Genomic DNA, 17,475 nt, shown 5'->3' on the forward strand with positions numbered 1-17,475 from the left:
GTATTTTGTAATAAGGGCGTGTAATTTATATGAATTTTTTTGAAATAGTTTGCTTGTAAATGAATTTTTTCGTTCGAGGACTGACTGGAGGCTCCGGTCGGGGGTGTCGGACATCACGCAAAAACGTCATTTTTAACTCAGAATACGCAAATTTTTACGTAAAATAACAACTTATTAACATTTTATGCAGTATTACTATTGTAATAATTAAAAAAGTTTTGTATCTTTTATGATGGTGAAATATAGGGGTGTATTGTATACACTGAACTTTTTAGGAGTTTATTATGTGGTTTGGAAAAAGCATAATGAAAAAACTCGGCCTTGCACTGGCATTGGCGGTTCCATCTTTTGCGGGTGCTCCTGTGGAACCGTTCCAATTCAGTGAAGTTGGCTCTGGCCATGATGCCCAGCAGGCAGAATGGGACTATTTGATGAAATTCAAAATGTTCGGTACCAAGGGTATTGAATTCCATAATGAAAGTATCCGCGTTACCGATTCCGTTGGTTGGTTTGGAACCTCCAAAGGTAGTCTTAAGTTGAGCGACAATGGTAAGGATACCATTGGTGGCCCGATTCTTGTTGGTAAAAATGTTACCTTCCATCTTGGACCGGATGTATTTACTACGGGACCGATGTATGTTGCGGGTGATGTTAATGTTGTTGCGTCTGGTTTTAAAGATAATGCAAGTAAATTTGCCGGCACTGTGTGTGTTGGTGGATCTGCAGATCAGGCTTTTGTAGACAAATTTGGAGCCGAAACGAACAGATTGTTTACCAATTTGAATTCTTCTACGGCGAGAGCTTGCCCTGATAGTGTTCCGAAGATTAAAACCGATTTGGAAATTCCTGTAAATAAAGCCTCGTCGTACGATATAACGATGCCTGATGGGAATTTGGCGGGTGCTGGTGATGGCAGTACCTATGAAACTTATACGATTCAAGTTCCTGCAACAGCAGATGGTTCTGATAAACCGTATGATGTTCATATCGGTCATATTAAAATGGAAAACTACTCTAAGATTCTTGTTAAACAGCCCTATGGTGGTCGTTTGACGAGACTCTTTATTGACGATCTTGATATTGAAACGACAAAAGGTCGTATTGTTGTTGCTACTGAGGACTCGGTTGTTGCTGGTAAATACAATGAATTGAAAAACGATGAATATTTGGGAACGCTGTTGATTTATACAAACAGCAATCTTAAAATTTTGTCGATGGATAAAAACTATGCTTATTTCCAAGGTTCAATCATTTCTAAAGGTACAATAACGATTGAACACCACTTGATTCTTGCTGGTCAGGTGCTGGCAGATAGCATTTATATTGATACGGACTTCGATGGCAAAAGCTTCATTTATGTTCCGTTTGGAGGACCAGAAATTGACCCTAATCTGTTGAAAGACGGAAAATGGATTGAAAATAGTCGTGATTCGTTGGTTCCCATTTTCTTGGATACAATTCCGGGAACCAATGTGAAGTTTAGTTATTGCTTTGAAGTGGATCCTAATGGTGAACCTGATCCGAAAAAGGATGCCAGCGCAACGCCGAGAAAAGCAGTTCTTGCAGATTTTAAAAAGACGTCGAAATCCAAATTCCCTGTTTGTGCTTTGAATCAATCGGAACGGGTGTTGATTAAAGAGGGTAATCTACAGCCGACAGATGAGACCAAAATCTATATCAATGTGATTTCTGATTCTTATGATGAAGGCGAAGAAATCCTTGTTTTGAAGATTTTTGACCTTGTTGGTGCTGTAATGCCTGGAAATAAGAAAGAAGGTAGGTTTAATCTTGTTGTTACAGATGTTCGTCCTCCTCATTTTGATGATGATGTTAAAAGTTATAATGTCAATGAAAATACGGCCAAGGGGACTGAGTTTGCTACAATCCCAGTTGATGGTGTAGAAATTGCAGCAACTGCTATTGATGATTTTAAACTTATTGTTGGTGGTACTGATGCTACGCTCGCCAAGACATTATTTGATTTTGAACTGGTGAAATTAGAAAATAGTACTGATCCGTCTCTTTATGATTCCGCTTATGTCAAGATGACTGTTAAGACCGAAACTCTTAACTATGAAGCTCTAACGAAGACGTCGCTCAAATTGACTTTCAGTTTGGAAAATGACGGCAAAATTACTGACGCTTCTGATCGTACGATTAACGTTCTTGATGTGAACGAAGTTCCGGAAATCAAGAAAATCTATGATCCTAGTTTGACTGTCGCCGCAGGTAATTTCGACACTTTGAGTGTAAAGGAAAATGTCGCAAAGGGAACTACGGTTGGCATTGTTAATGCAGTGGATCCTGACATTTACAATGTGATTGCATATGGTCACTTGGCTTTCTCTATTGTTGAAGCCTCTAGTGTTCCGTTCACGATGAAGGATTCTGTGATTGTCGTTAACGACGCATCTAAGATGAATCATGAAACTAAGGACAGCGTTTATACATTTACCGTTAAAGTTGACAACTGCGAATTGGCAACTGATGGCTCGTGGACAAAGAATTGCTTGACTACAAACCATAAGGTGACCGTGAAGATTGCGAATGTTCCTGAAGATCCTGAAATTGAATGCTTTGGCGGTGATCAGAATTGTAAGGGTCCGTATAAGGCTCTTGAAAATTCCAAAATTGACTCTGTGATTCACATTTTCAAGCTCTCTGACCCGGATATTGGTCAGCTTGCAACATTGAAAACTACAGTCAAGGATAACAAGACTAATCAAACCTCTACGTTATTTGATGCTAAAATTTCACACGATACCTTGAGCCTTAAGGTCAAGAGTAAGATTGACTACGAAAAGGTTGAACCGTATTATGAAGTAACTGTAACTGTAACGGATGCCGATAACAAGCAAGATACGATTATTCGTAAAATCAACATTATTGACGTCAACGAAACTCCTACGATCGATAGCCTTGCTCGCAAGAATGATGGTTATACGGGTACGGGCACAAGGAGTAAGTTTACCTTGTATCCGAAGGAAAATCTGAAGGTGAACGATCCTATCGGTATCGTTCGTACGACCGATCCGGATATCTACAACGCTGATTTCAGAAAGCTGACGTTCTCCATTGTTGAAACGGATGTGCCGTTCAAGATGACTGATTCGACGATCGTCGTGAAGGACGCTTCGAAGATGAACCGTGAAACGGCTGATAGCGTCTATATCTTTACGGTGAAGGTCGAAAACTGCGCGAAGGATCCGATCACCGGTGTGAATGCTTGCTTGGATACAACGCAGGTGATTACGGTGAGAATCCAGAACGTTCCGGAAGGACCGGAAATCAAGTGCTTCGAAAACGATACGATTTGCGACGGTCCGTTCACAGTTGCAGAAAACTCTGCAACAGGAACCATTATCCATGCATTCCTGGTTGATGACCCGGACCTCGGTCAGATTGCAACTCTTAAGGCAACTCTTACTGACCTTAGCGGTACCGGAGCTGATTCCCTGTTCGCTGTTAAGATTGTGAAGGATTCCTTGAGGGTGTATGTCAAGGATAAGTCGAAACTGAACTACGAAGCTGTGAGGGACACTCATAAGGTTCGTTTGACGATTAAGGATACCGATAACCTTGGTGATTCCATTGTCCGCGTCATCTACATTGTCGACGTGAACGAAGCTCCGGTGTTTGCAACTAAGGATACGACGATTGAAGTTAAGGAAAATACGCCTAACGGTACTGTCGTTGGCAAGTTGCCTGCTTTTGACCCGGATACCAAGCATGTCAAGGAATTCGGTCACCTGGAATACTTTATCATTGGTAATAACATCCCGTTCACGATGGATTCCAACAAGATTGTCGTGACCAATGTTGATACCTTGGATTATGAATCCTTGAAGCCGGATACCGTGTTCACGTTCAAGGTTCAGGTCGCAAACTGTGAATGGAACAAGACTTCTGGCAAGTACGATGGCGCATGTCTCTACGATACCGCCAAGGTCTCGCTGGCTGTGACGGATGTGCCTGAAAAGACGGTCATTATTCCTGATTGTAAGGGTGACAGCTGCACGGAATGCACTGGTCCGGATTGCCACGACATTGTGGACTCGCTCTGCAAGGGCCCGAACTGCACCGGTGTTCATACCCACGATTCTGTCTTGACTCTTGCGGTAGAGGAAAATGTTCCGACCGGTTACAAGATTATCGACTACTTAGTTGCTGACGAAGACGTCGGAACTGGCCATAAGGATTCTCTGTACGCATACTTCAAGAATACGAATGCCTCTGGCGCTGACAGCCTGTTCAAGATTTATGTGCAGAAGGTCGGTGGCAAGTGGAGAGTCGTGGTTGCCGTAAAGGATGGCAGCAAGCTTGACTACGAAACTGTCAGCGACATTCACAAACTCACGATTTACGTTAGCGATCCTGAAGATCCTGCCGGTATGGGTGACTCTATCCGCCGCATTATCGAAGTTGTCGACGTGAACGAAGCTCCGAAGGCTAAGGATGCTGACCTGAAGCCCGAAGAAAATCTGCCGAAGGGTACTGTCATTGGTAAGCTTGATGTGACCGAACCGGATATTAAGCATGTCAAGGAATTTGGCCACTTGGAATACTCTATTATCGGTAAGGATAGCACATTTGCCTTTGTCATGGACTCCAACGAGGTTAAGGTGAATGACCCGACCAAGATGGATTACGAATTGGCCGTTCATAAGTATGTGTTCGATGTTCTTATTTCGAACTGCGAACTGAATTCGACCTCCGGCAAGTATGATGGCGCATGCCTCTATGACACAGCCAAGGTGACTGTAGACATTCAGGATGTTAATGAAAAGCCGACGATTATTGTCGATGGTCCTGTTCCGGATGGCGACGACGATTCCGATACGCTTTGCGTGGCTGTCTGCGATACTACAGACCGTGGCGTCAAGAGCAAGGATTCTATCCTTACCATTGGTATCAAGGAAAATCCGGATAATCCGAATGGTACTAAGAAGATCGTTACTCCGACGGGTATGATCTTGTTCCAGTATCATGTTGCTGACGAAGATACCAACCATGCTACTGGTGCTAAGGTAACTTGGTTCGATGCTGGTACGACAATTCCGGGCGTGAGCACGAAGGGCTCCGACCTCTTTACGATTGCTTACGATTCTGTAAAGCATGTGATTACGGTGCGCGTCAAGGACGAAAAGCTGCTTGACTACGAAACACTTAGAAATGCAACTTCTCGTGATGATCCGGATCCGGAATACACGATGGGCATTGTCGTGACCGACCCGGATGGCTTGGCCGATACGCTGTATCGTAAGATTCGCGTGACGGATGAAAACGAAAAGCCGCTCTTCGATGTCTGGCCGCTCGTGATTACCGAAAACAACCATATTAACGATTCCCTTGGCCACGTGGAACACCCGAGCGATATCGACTCGATGTCTAGGAATCCGGAATTGTACGATAACGGCTTCAAGATGACGGGTGGTGATACCGCATTGTTCTGGCTCGACAAGGACTCTACGGACTTGATGCGAGTCATGATTCGCGCGAATGTCGTGCTTGACTGCGAAAATGGTGAGTATATCTGCGGCCAGGATTCCATGTACTGGGTGTACATGACGTATGGCGATACGACCCTCAAGACTGTCTATACAGACTTGAAGATTCCTGTCAAGCTGATTGACTTGAACGAACCGCCTAAGATTCTGACCGATACCATCGGTGTTGATGAAAACTCGCCGAAGGGTACCGTTGTCGATACGATCAAGTGGGATGACATTGACCGCTTCGATTCTGTGATGACCTTCAAGATTGTTGACGATCCGATTGGCTGCTTCGAAATCGATTCGAAGACGGGTGTCGTGACTATCAGCGATAGCAAGTGCCCAGGTCTTGACTTCGAAAAGAATCCGACGATCGACCTCAAGATATCTATCACTGACATGGTGGATATCACGGACCGTAGCCTGATTTCTGGTGACCCGATCACCGTGACGAAGACGATTAAGGTCAACATTCACGACGTGAACGAACCGCCTTCCATTACGGATAAGACGATCACGGTGAAGGAAGACACCAAGCCGGGTACGGTTGTGGATACCGTTCGCGCAACCGATCCGGATAAGGATCCGAAGAAGCGTGACTTGACTTATAAGCTGGTTGGCGGTGACACGACCACCTTCAAGATTGACCCGAAGACGGGCGCCTTGACGTTGATCGACACCCTCGATTACGAAAACAAGAACAACTACTACGTAGATGTTCAGGTGGACGACGGCGAATTCTACGATACCGCCAAGGTCAAGATCAATATCGGTAACATCGAAGAATGGACTACCGTCGAAATTACGGAAGCAAGTTCCGATAAGAAGACTTGGGAAGATCCTGAAACGATTTACACCAACCATGCGATCCGCGAAATCTGCTGGAACCAAGATGGTTACGATACTTGCATGACTGATCTGAACATCGCCAAGGATTCTGTGGTGGTGATCAAGTGGAAGAACCCGGCCAAGGACCATGCGGGTAGCGATACGGTGAGAATCTACTTCAGCGACGCTATTCCTGAAGTGACCGTGACGGGCAAGCCCACGTTGGTTGATGCTGAAAACGTGTTTACCCTTGTGGAAGATATGGGTAATGACACTAACATCTACATCAACACGATGAAGGATTCTGTCTGGGTGACCATTAAGGATCCTGCCGGTAAGCGCGATACGTCTTTCGCTATCGAAGTGAATCTTGATCCGGTTACGGTTTCTCAGGGTACGCTCGATAAGGTTAGCAAGATTGCCGATTCCAAGCTGATGCGCGACGAAACCGGCAAGAAGGTGACCGAAACTCCGGTGAATGCCAACGCGATCAAGTTCTCTTACAAGGAAATCGTTGGCCAGGATACTGTGACTATTTCTTACATGACCGACAAGAAGGGTAACCCCATCAAGGTGCCGGTGATTAACGACAAGGGTAAGGTTGACTCTGTCGAAGTGATTACCGTGACCTACAAGACTAGGGTTGGCGGCAACAATGGCAAGGACGTCGAAGTTTCTTACCAGGCTGACGCTTTGACCGGTGAAATCTTTGTGAAGGGTCCGTCTGGCGAACTGATGGAACAGGGTGCTTCCAAGACCGTGTTTGCAAACATGGACAAGGATACTTCCAAGACCTTCAGCCGTTACACGACCAACGAAGGCTTGTTTACGATTACCACGACGACCAGGGACGCTCTTGGCAACGACAGGACGATTTCGTACTTCGTCGACAAGAAGGGTAACAAGGTCAAGAGCCCCGAAGGCGATATGGGCTTCTCTGTGACTTACACCTACGAAAACAAGTATGGCAACGTCGCAACGGAATCCGTGTTTATCGTGGTTGACCAGGTGCTGCCGAAGGTGGAAATCCTTTCGCCGACCAACAAGGAAATTATCCGTTCGAACTCTGTGCAGGTTGTTTGGACTGTCGACGGCGTCGTTCAGGATACCTTGACGCTCCAGGGTCTTTCTAAGGGTCCGAACCCGATTATCCGTATCTACCGCGACAAGGCCGGTAACGAAGCCTCTGCTACGGTGTATGTGTACATGAAGGACAGCAAGGATGTTGATATTTCTGTTGAACAGCCGGTGACCGAGATTTCGAGAGAAAAGATCGAAGAATACTACGCTATCAACCCGCCTGAAAAGGGTGAAACCTTTGCTGTGAGTATCCGTAACCCGACTACGGGCGAAGAAGTGGAAACCTTGATCGGTGGCGACTTCAAGACCAAGGAAGGTAGCGGTAAGGAACCGTATCCGGGCGCTTCTGGATCCAAGCACTTGGGCCCGACCCTCGCCATGGATATCAAGGTGCCGGTGATCGACGCTATTTCTGGCCTTGCAACGCTCGACGACTTGATTACTCCGGATGGAATGATCGCTCTCGAACGTACGAACTCCAAGAAGAGCCATAAGATCACTGTTGAAGAATACGTTGAAGAATTCTGCGAAGACGGCTTCAAGATCGGTAGCGATGCAAGCAAGGTGAACCTGTTTGACATCAAGCTGAATGCCAAGATTTGGGTCTACACTTCGCTGGGCAACTTCGTGGATTACTTCAGCTTCACTCAGGAACTGAACGACCCGACCTTCACGGATGACGCCGGTCTCCTTGAGATGTACTTCGAAATGAAACCGGATAAGGATGGCTTTGTGAGGGCTGACAATGGCAAGCAGTATGCTACTGGCGCCTTCGTCTACAAGGTTCAGGCCAATATTCGTTCCAAGGCTCGTTGTACGATTCCGGACGGCACCTACGATCCGGATCACAACACGGGTGATGGCTACGGCGAAACCACCAAGCGCAAGGGTGACGTTGTGAAGAATAGCGACGAACTCTTGAAGTCCTTCGGTTACCGTCGTCCGAAAAACAAATAAGTTGAATAATTGAAAATGTAGGAGATGCCCGCGCAGGCGGGCATCTCCTATTTATAGAGAAAATTTCTAAGTTCTAAGTATGAGTATTGAAGACCGTTCTACACTGGTATATTCGACGGCACTCGGTGGCCGTGTCAAGCAAGAAAAACCTAAGGCGGAGCGCCCCCAGGGTGACGGCGTGGTCCGTATCCTTTTAAAGCGTTTGGGTGGCGGTAAAATGGCGAGCGTGGTGACCGGAGTGCCTCTGGATGGACCCGAACTCAAGGAACTAGGCCGTGAACTCAAGCAAAAGTGCGGGGTCGGCGGTTCTGTCAAGGATTTTGCTATCGAAATCCAGGGCGACAAGCGCAATCTGCTTAAAACGGAGCTGGAAAAGCGCGGGTACACGGTAAAGCTTGCCGGTGGCTAGATTAAGCCTTTCGAGGGGAGATTGATTTATATCACCAGACAAAAAAAATGAGTGCTTTTTTTGAAAAAAAAGGGTATTTTTTAAGAGATTGAGAAGAGGGCTTACCATGGTCAGAATTTCCGTTTCACGCAAAACGTTTTTACGCTCGTTGTTCCTTCTTGCCGTAGTGCCGTTGATGGCGTTTTCGGCACCCTCTGTCGGTACGGCATTTATGCCTGTGAAAGATGTTGATCGCTGGAAGGCCAAGCAGAGTAAGTGGACGCATCTCGGTGACGGTGCTAAAGTTTATCAGTCTGACAAGGTACGTACAGGCGCAGAATCCGAAGTGACGATTCGACTTCAAGATGGAAGCTCTCTTAGGATTGGTGAAAAGACGATTGTTGAAATGGAAAGTCTTTTTGAACCAAACGACGAAGGTGGTTTCGAAACCAAGATCGACGTCGAAAAAGGTTTCTTGAATTTCGCTGTACATAAACTCAAAAACAAGAAGTCTAAATTCATCTTCAAGACAGGTACCGCAACGGCATCGATTCGTGGTACAGAAGGCTATATTGGCGGCGAAGGTGTTTTCTTTGCGGGCTTAAAGACGGGTAGGCTGGAAATCAAGCCTAACGGTTCTGACCAGCCGGTTTCTATTGTCGCTGGCGAAACCACATTCGGGGTTGATACCCTGGTGGTGTTGAAGTTGGCCTCTTCTGGTGAGGCTCGTTTCGCTAAGCGTCTTTTGCAGATTATTTCGGACAAGTCCAAGTCGATGAAGGCTTTGAAGGCTGAACTTGAAAAAGCCGATACTGAATTCCAGGCCCAGCTGAAAGAAGAAGCCAAGCAGGCTGAATCGACGGTTCCCGAAAATGGATTTATTGTAAGCACCTCCTCGCCGGTAGAAATTTGCGAAGACGGACTCGTGGTTGACGGTTCTTACCGTACCTCTGACGAAGCCGCCACGCTGGTATTGAAGGTGGGCAACTCCTATACCTCTAGCAACTTGATTCGCGCTGCCGACGGCCAGGCGCATTCCTTCTCCGAGAAGGTGGTGGTCAACGATGACAACGGACTCTGGACGGCAGATAAGGCAACTCTGGAATTCAAAGGCGCTGGCGTGACCAGTACCAAGTCCATAGACTTGATGGTCAACAAGGCTTGTGTCGACGTGAATACGAAGGCTCCTGTGGCCTCTATCGTTTCTTACGATTCCTTGCGCTGTATCGCCAACGTGATGGTTAGTGAAATTCAGAACGATGCGGGCGTGCTGGTCATGGAAGCAGATGGAAGCAAAATGGGCGAAGAAACGGTGACCAAGAATTCTCAGAAGCGATTGAAACTGCAGAAGGGTCGCCATGAATACGTGGTCCGTGTTGAAGACTTGGCGTCGAACAAGGCTGAAGTCACCAAGAAGATGGGTTGCTACCCGAACAAGAGATTCCCGGTAGAAGTCCTGGGTCCCGCAAAGGAAGTGCTGAAGGTCCCGCCTCCGCCGCAGGATATTCCGGATCGCATTACGCAGACGCTCCAGTTTAGAATTCGAATTCCTGAAAATGATCCTGATTACTTGTACAAGGTAACTGTTAGACAAAACGGCAAGGTCATTTTGCAAGAATCGCTATCGCAGATTCACAACCTGGATTACCAGATTCCAGTGTCGCTAACGCGAGGGGTGAGAAATCATTTTGATATCGAAGTTGTTCACAAGAGTGGATACATATCAAAGGCTAAGAAGGATTACGGGGTTGATTGATGAAACTAAGGGATTGGTTTGTAGGCGTACTTTCTATGGTAGCACTCCACGTGAGTGCTTTTGCCGTTGATACGACCCTCCAACAAGGGAGCGTGATTGGAGGCGAAGTATCCGGTTTCTTGAAAAAAGACAAGTCTCCGTACCTGGTGAACGAGACCCTAGTGGTGCCCGAAGGCAAAGCCCTGGTCGTGGAAGCGGGAACCGAGATTTACTTTAACGAGGGCACGGGTCTTGATGTCCGCGGCGGTTCCTTGGCGGTGATGGGCGAGAGCCATAATCCGGTGGTGATGACCGCTGCAGAAGAAGACAAGTATTGGAACGGTATTTCCATTACGGGAAACAAGTCTTGCGAAACTCAAGGCACCCATATCAAGAATGCTCAGTTTGGCTATGCGGTTGAAAGCGGTTCCTTGGAAGTTCGCGATGGCGTTATCAAGAACGCTGGCCGCACTGCCATCTATGTCCGCAACGCCTCTTTGGCGATGATGTGGACGACCATTGAAGACGGCCGAAATGTAGGCGTGTGGGCGGCATCTGGTGCCAAGGTTGAAATCGATGGCTCCAACTTGACGAAAAACAAGATTGCCTTGGTTGCCGGCGAAAATGCCGTGGTGAACATGAAACGCGTTCACTTGGAATCTAACGATGTAGCCATTCTCGACTTTGGTAACAACAACCTGAAGCAGAGAAATTCCTTGATTATGGATAACGTAATCGGCCTTGTTTCCAAGGACATTCCGCCTGAAGAAATTCGCCAGGCGTTGGAAGACAACAAGAGACCGCTTGCGAATAATATGAACGACTATACGGGTATGCTGGGCGACGAGCCCCGTAATCCTTACGCAAATACCGAAAAATTTGCAGGCAACCAGGACGATTCTGCGGATTCTGTCTGGTCTATTTCGGGTAGCGTAGGCGTTGAAATGGGCTATCACAAGGTGCTGATGCGCCACAATTCTTCGGGCCAAAAGTACGTGTCCGATAAGGATACGGTGCTTCCGCGTGAACGCTACATCAACTACTTCCAGGTTCCTGGATTCTTTACCAACTGGAATGCCAACTTGTTGATGAAGTCTCCTACGGGAGCAACGATGGAATTCCTCTTGGATGCTTCAAGCGATTCCTGGGATAACCTTAAGCTTTACCAGTTGCAGGCCAGCTATACGGACGATATGCAGCACTTGGTCCTCGGTGATTTCTATGCGAACGGGGGAGAGATTTACCTGTCTGGCATGAACGCTTTTGGTGGCTTGTATGAACTGTCGCTGCTCAAGAATGCTGCCAACATCCCGACTTTCGTCGGTACGGCTTTTGCGGGTGAAATGAATGCTCCCAAGATTCAGGGCAAGCGCAACTACGATGTGTACAAGGATTACATTGATGATGGTGAAGCCGAGGCCCAGCGCATCGGTGCCGGCGGAAGTATCCGCTGGAATATGCACCGTCGCTTTAACGGAACCTTGGGCTTTGTGGCCAGCAAGGATTACCTGGAAGATCCTTTTATGAGGGACGGCATGTCTCCCGAAACCAACACGGCAAAACCTCTGGTGACATCTAGAGCCTTCTTTGCCGATGGTAACTGGCTGGTTTACCCTGGCGATATCAAGCTGAATGGCCAGGTTGCCGTAGGTGGAGCCGATACTTTGAATGCTGCCAAAATCAGGGCGATAAACCAGGTGTTCTCGGATGCGGGACTGGATCCGTCGAATTTTGCTCTGTTGAATAAGCTGATGAGCAACGTGAACCAGGTGAATTCCTTGAGCCGCGCTGAATTGGATGCGATTTTCGGTGAAAATGCCATGATGACTCCTTCTGAAATGCGCGCCGAATTGAAGAATCTTTTGAATAAGGCATCAAAAGTGGCAAAGACGATGGAGACCGAAGACAGCAGGCCTTCTCATGGCGAATTCTGGGGACATGAACATTGGGCTTTTGCTGGATCTTACCAGTGGTCAAATCCGACTACCTCGATTGAAGGGTTCTTCAGGTATGTGGGTGCCGAATATTACAGCCCCGGTTCTGAAGACTTGCTGCAGAATACCCGTATGATTGGCGGTAACTTGAAGCACAAGATTTACGACTTCTGGAACTTGGGCTTTGGCTATACCTTGAACATTGAAAATGCGGCCGGAGAGGGTAACGATTACAATGTCTTCGGTTTGGGCGAAGGTACTCAGTGGGGCCTTACGGGCGCCGATGACGATTGGCTCAAGAAGCATGAGCAGGATATGGTGCGCACGCTGTACATTCACGACGGTTACTTGAAGAACGACTTCAAGCTGAATGAAAAGGTTGGGCTTTCTTTCAAGTACGCCTTGAATTACAGAACCCGCAACACGCCGCAACGCCTGTATACCAATTACTCGGCTTCTTCGGGTATTTATGACGACCCGTGGTTCGATGCTATTGAAGGACGTTCGACTTTGAAGTTAATCGAAGGCTCTGATACGACCGTCGTTGACGAGGATCATTGGGTGCAATACTATGCCCTTGCCGACGAAGATTATTTGGCGACCCAGTTCGAAGAAAAACTGATGAAGCATACTCTTGAACTCGGGTTTTCTTTCAAGTTCCCCAAGAACTTGCTGAAGGTTGGGGCTACCTTGGTGGCCTTTACGGATATGTCGGAATTCAAGCAGGATGATTTGATTTCCGGGTTCCGATTCAGGAACGAAACCTACGGCATTTTGGGTTACTATTTCCACGGAAGTGATTACCTGGAACAGCGTTACCCGATATCGTTGACGACAACGATGGATGGATTCAAGAATTCCGTTTCGTTGATGCCCCGATACAAGGTGTACAACCGTAACGAAATGTGCGAGTTCGAATGGAGCTTCTTGGATAACATGAACATTGAGCTTTCCAGGGACTTTTTGGAACTGGGCCTGTCGGGTGGTTTGCGTCAGAATTTCTTGAGCTACGAGATCGAGGACAAGGATTACGACGAAATGGAACTCGATATCGACGCTTCTGCAAAGTTGCGTATACATCATACTCAGGCCTTGTATACAGATTGGACTATTGGCTCGATTTTCAACTATCGTCCGGATAACAAGGCTGACCAGTATAAGGATTTTTATATAATTGCAGCAGTGAATTACGATTTTTAGTCGGTTGCAACGGTAAACAGATTTGTATACACAGGAACACCTGAATTACACATGAAAAGCTATTCTTGTAATATGAAGATTCCTGTTCGCTATAACCATGTCGGTTATGCTCCTGATTCGGCAAAGATTTTCTTTGTGAACCCGAAGGAGCTTGAACCTGATTGTGGTAATGTGAATAATTATTTTTTTCGTGTAATACGGCAACTTCAGTATACGAAATATGCTGCTGTTTGGGAAGGCTCATTTGTCGAGGGGACTTTTGGGCATTCCGGTGTTTGTGAGTACACAGGTGAAATTCTCTGGTCGGGAAATTTTACGGACGTTAACGAAACGGGATTGTTCTTTATCCAAATTCTGCGAAAAGGTGGCGCTGAGAAGGAGACGCTCCTTTTTGAAACGGAATCGTTTGAAATATCGAATGACTGGATCTGTCGTCAGTTGCTCGCAAACATCAAATCTTTTTACTACCAACGTAGCGGTGTGGAACTGCCTGCCGATTTTGCGGGCAAGTGGGCAAGGCCTGCAGCTCATTTAGACGACAATATCGGATTCCACCCGAGCATGCATCGCGAAGGCACCTGGAATGCCCATGGTGGTTGGTACGATGCCGGTGATTATGGCAAGTATATTGTGAATGGTGGCGTCTCGGTGGCGACACTCTTGCTTGCCTGCGAATTGATTGGCGATTGTGAATGCGAAAGCCTGAAGAATAAGGCAATCAATGCGAAGGAACCTTTTATTGCACCAGACGGGCTCAAGATGTACAGCCTTAAGGAAGAAATCCGCTTTGAACTGGACTTTTTCTTGCGAATGCAGGACACCGACGGCGGCGTATTTTTTAAGGTGACTCCTGAACATTGGGACGGATTTGTTTCGCCTACGGATTCCGACCTGTTGCAAAAGCGTATGATTTTAGGCAAGTCGACAACGTCGACGCTGAACTTTGCTGGTACTCTAGCCGCGGCGTCGCGCGTGTATAGCATGCGCGACCCAGCGTTCGCAGAACGCTGCCTGCAATCGGCGGTAAAGGCCTATAAATGGGCTGTTTCGCGCCCCTTTGTGGACTGGCCGCATAATACCGAAGGCAGTGGTGGCTATGGAGACGAACATGCCGAAGACGAATTTTTCTGGGCGCGTGCAATGCTTTACCGCGAATTGCAGGTACGCGGCGAAGTGGACGGAGTTTCCGCCGAAAGCTTGCGCCCCCTGCTACTCGAAGACATGAAGGTGATTCCGCCTAAGTCGGGCCTTGACTGGCGTGACACCCAGAACTTGGGCTGGCTAGCCCTTGCCTTGCAGGGCTTTGACCGCGAATTCCGCCTTTATGCGCGCACGACGCTGAACATGACTGCTCGTGAAATTGTCGACATGCAAAATGGCGATGCCTACGGAATTCCGGTACGCAAATTTATTTGGGGCAGCAATGGCGATGTCGCAAACCATGCGCTTACCTTGGCTATTGTAAAGCGTTGGGCACCTAGCTTGGGCGGCGACTCCCTGGATTTCTGGTGCCGAGAAATGCTGAACTATATTTATGGCCGCAATCCGGTCGATGTGAGTTTTGTAACGGGCTCTGCTTGGAGTTCACCGAAGGATCCGCACCATAGGCTTAGCCATTCTGATGGTGTCGAAGAACCGATTCCGGGACTTTTGGTGGGAGGTATTAACAGCGACCGCCAAGACATGCACCGCGCTCCCCATTATCCGGGAAATCTGTCCGGCTATTCGTACACCGACGAACGCTGCTCTTTTGCGAGCAACGAAACGGCTATTAACTGGAATGCCCCGCTGACTGCGGTGCTTGCGCTACTTTGCTTTTGATTTCTCGTCCTTTTTAGAGGTCGAGTCTTTCTTTGATTCTTTAGATTCCTTGGTTTCCTTGGAATCTTTTTTTGATGTAGGGTCTTTAGCGGATTCCTTTACGACAGAATCTTTAACGGCTTCTTTGGCAGATGCTTTTGCGGTCGTATCTTTGGCCGTTGTATCTGTTTCGGCTTCCTTGATTTTTTCCTGAACCTTCGGTAAGAGGGATTGCAGGTTGACTACCGGATTCTTTTCGGCTTCGAATTCCTTGGCCGAAACGATAGGCTTGTAGTAGAAGGAATCCTGGGCACTCATGGGGTGGGAGGGGAGCAGGTCTATGTAAGAGGCTACAAGAGCGGCCCAGCCGCGGAGCCATTCCTTGCGGGATTCACGGTGTGTGTACCAGGAATCGGGATTGTAGTAGTAATGGTGTACGTCCTTGGTCAGGTAAACGGGTGATTCGCCAGAAAGCTTTGTGAAGATGCGCTTGACGCGGTAAGTGGATGCCGCTCCGGTAAGGAGCAAGACCGTGTCGGCGTTGTGCATTTTAAGCCAGGGAATAATGGAGTAGGCTTCGTCCATGGTGGAGGGGTCGTCGTGCCTTGCGATAAAGACTGCGTTGCTGTCGAAGTTTCCGAGACGCATGAAGTCGTCCAGGTAGAATTCCGCGTTGCTGCGGTTGCGCAGAACACGGCGCCCAAGAATTAAGACAGAGTCCGCTTTGCCGCTAGCCATAAGTTCGGCGGCCATATCGATACGTTCCATGTCGGCGGTTTGTCCGTCGAGTACGACAATCCAGCTTACATGTTCAAAATCGTCATCATCGACAAGCCAATGGCCGCTCTTGGTCATCACCAAGTAGAACGCGATGACGAGGAGCACTGCGGCGGCCGCAATGATGCTCAAAATGATTTTCTTTTTCTTGATCTGTTTTTTTGTGGGTAGCTTAGTCAATTTTTGCTCCTTGAGTGCGGTACAGCGCCGCATTTTCGCCGTCGGCGTAATACTTCTTGCGAATTCCGAACAAATTAAAACCATGGTTCTCGTAAAAACGACGAGCCTTGAGGTTGTTTTCGCGGACCTCTAGAAAGCAGCAGTCCGTTTTGTCTAAATCCAATTGCGAAAGTCCTGCACGCAACAGCTGCGAACCGATTCCGCTACGCTGCGCCGATTCGCTTACGGCAATGGAAAGCAGCTCGGAGTCGGCGCCTAGCAAATGAAATACGGCGTACCCTACGATTCCGGTTTCGTTTTCGTAAACGATGGCGTAGGTGTAGGGAGCCTTGATTTCTAACTCGTATTGTCGCTCGTTCCAGTCTTGGAATGCAAGCTCACCCTGAATCCTCAGTACGGCAGGAATGTCGGCGGAATTCATTTTGCGGATGGACATGGCGCGAATCCTAGAGGCTATGGGCAAACTCAGTGCAATTTTTCGAAGTACGACGGTTGAATGTAGTTTGCTTCTTGCATGAGGCTCGGAGCCACACGTTCAAAGAGCCTTGCCCAATCGCTCAGGGGCTTGCCCTTGTCGATAACGGTGGTGGCGCCGATTTCGCTGAACAGTGATTTCAGGGCTTCGTCGCTTGCAGCGCTCTCGTCGATGACCACGTAGTTTACGTCGCTCGACTTAAGTGCCTTTACCACTTGCTCTGTTTCGATGAAGCTTTCTTTTTCGTCTAGGCGCAGGTACCAGTAGTCCTTGCGAGCGCGGATCACGACTGCAGCTTTATCGGGCTCTGCTGCGAAGCAGGAGAGGGCCTGCAGTGTAGAAACTCCGTAGAGTTTGCGTTTGCCGCTAAAGCATAAGCCTTCGCAAAAGGCGACTCCCGTGCGCAGTCCGCTGAAAGACCCTGGGCCGAGGGTGACCATGACACGGGTCACTTGGTCGAGGGTCGCGCCCGTTTTTTCGAGCAGGGCGTCGAGCATGACCGATGCGGTTTCGCCGCGGGCCGTTTCGTCGACGCTTTCTTCGTAGCGGGGGCGGGCGGCGTCCGATTCCTGAAGCGCCATCGAGATTCCCTTGCGCGAAGTATCTACAAATAAGTCGAAGGTCATGGG

Annotated in this window: 8 protein-coding genes; 5 read left to right on the forward strand and 3 right to left on the reverse strand. The window is 47.9% G+C overall.

Annotated features, from left to right (window positions below):
* Positions 1–305 precede the first annotated feature (305 nt).
* The 5 genes from B9Y58_RS02305 to B9Y58_RS02325 all read left to right on the forward strand — a co-directional run bounded on the left by B9Y58_RS02305 (position 306) and on the right by B9Y58_RS02325 (position 15,435).
* Complete coding sequence (locus B9Y58_RS02305; RefSeq protein ID WP_073053894.1) at positions 306–8,357, forward strand: cadherin repeat domain-containing protein; 8,052 nt, start codon at positions 306–308, stop codon at positions 8,355–8,357.
* Positions 8,358–8,436: 79 nt separating this feature from the next.
* The gene (locus B9Y58_RS02310) at positions 8,437–8,766 is read left to right on the forward strand and encodes an SUI1 family translation initiation factor (protein ID WP_073053896.1); all 330 of its coding nucleotides are present in this window, start codon (positions 8,437–8,439) and stop codon (positions 8,764–8,766) included.
* 106 nt (positions 8,767–8,872) lie between these two features.
* Entirely contained in the window at positions 8,873–10,501 is a 1,629-nt protein-coding gene (locus B9Y58_RS02315) for a FecR family protein (RefSeq protein WP_073053898.1), read from the forward strand.
* On the forward strand, positions 10,501–13,614 hold the full coding sequence (locus B9Y58_RS02320) for a right-handed parallel beta-helix repeat-containing protein (protein ID WP_233247808.1): 3,114 nt from the start codon (positions 10,501–10,503) through the stop codon (positions 13,612–13,614). The genes B9Y58_RS02315 and B9Y58_RS02320 overlap by 1 nt, the downstream gene beginning before the upstream one ends.
* A 72-nt stretch (positions 13,615–13,686) precedes the next feature.
* Positions 13,687–15,435 carry a glycoside hydrolase family 9 protein gene (locus B9Y58_RS02325; RefSeq protein ID WP_073053899.1) on the forward strand — a complete coding sequence of 583 codons (1,749 nt, stop codon included), beginning with the start codon at positions 13,687–13,689 and terminating at the stop codon, positions 15,433–15,435.
* Here B9Y58_RS02325 and B9Y58_RS02330 read toward each other — a convergent pair.
* The 3 genes from B9Y58_RS02330 to tsaB are packed head-to-tail and all read right to left on the reverse strand — an operon-like array spanning position 15,421 to position 17,472.
* Entirely contained in the window at positions 15,421–16,371 is a 951-nt protein-coding gene (locus B9Y58_RS02330) for a YdcF family protein (protein ID WP_073053900.1), read from the reverse strand. The genes B9Y58_RS02325 and B9Y58_RS02330 overlap by 15 nt on opposite strands.
* Entirely contained in the window at positions 16,364–16,807 is a 444-nt protein-coding gene (gene rimI / locus B9Y58_RS02335; RefSeq protein ID WP_073053901.1) for a ribosomal protein S18-alanine N-acetyltransferase, read from the reverse strand. The genes B9Y58_RS02330 and rimI overlap by 8 nt, the downstream gene beginning before the upstream one ends.
* Positions 16,808–16,836: 29 nt before the next feature.
* Entirely contained in the window at positions 16,837–17,472 is a 636-nt protein-coding gene (tsaB, locus tag B9Y58_RS02340; protein ID WP_073053902.1) for a tRNA (adenosine(37)-N6)-threonylcarbamoyltransferase complex dimerization subunit type 1 TsaB, read from the reverse strand.
* Positions 17,473–17,475 lie beyond the last annotated feature (3 nt).

This window comes from Fibrobacter sp. UWB15 (assembly GCF_900177705.1).
Lineage (GTDB): Bacteria > Fibrobacterota > Fibrobacteria > Fibrobacterales > Fibrobacteraceae > Fibrobacter.

Bases quoted from the DNA above. Each gene is read 5' to 3' on its own strand.
- B9Y58_RS02305 (WP_073053894.1), top strand. From the start codon at position 306: ATGAAAAAACTCGGCCTTGCACTGGCATTGGCGGTTCCATCTTTTGCG.
- B9Y58_RS02310 (WP_073053896.1), top strand. From the start codon at position 8,437: ATGAGTATTGAAGACCGTTCTACACTGGTATATTCGACGGCACTCGGT.
- B9Y58_RS02315 (WP_073053898.1), top strand. From the start codon at position 8,873: ATGGTCAGAATTTCCGTTTCACGCAAAACGTTTTTACGCTCGTTGTTC.
- B9Y58_RS02320 (WP_233247808.1), top strand. From the start codon at position 10,501: ATGAAACTAAGGGATTGGTTTGTAGGCGTACTTTCTATGGTAGCACTC.
- B9Y58_RS02325 (WP_073053899.1), top strand. From the start codon at position 13,687: ATGAAGATTCCTGTTCGCTATAACCATGTCGGTTATGCTCCTGATTCG.
- rimI (WP_073053901.1), bottom strand. From the start codon at position 16,807: ATGTCCATCCGCAAAATGAATTCCGCCGACATTCCTGCCGTACTGAGG.
- tsaB (WP_073053902.1), bottom strand. From the start codon at position 17,472: ATGACCTTCGACTTATTTGTAGATACTTCGCGCAAGGGAATCTCGATG.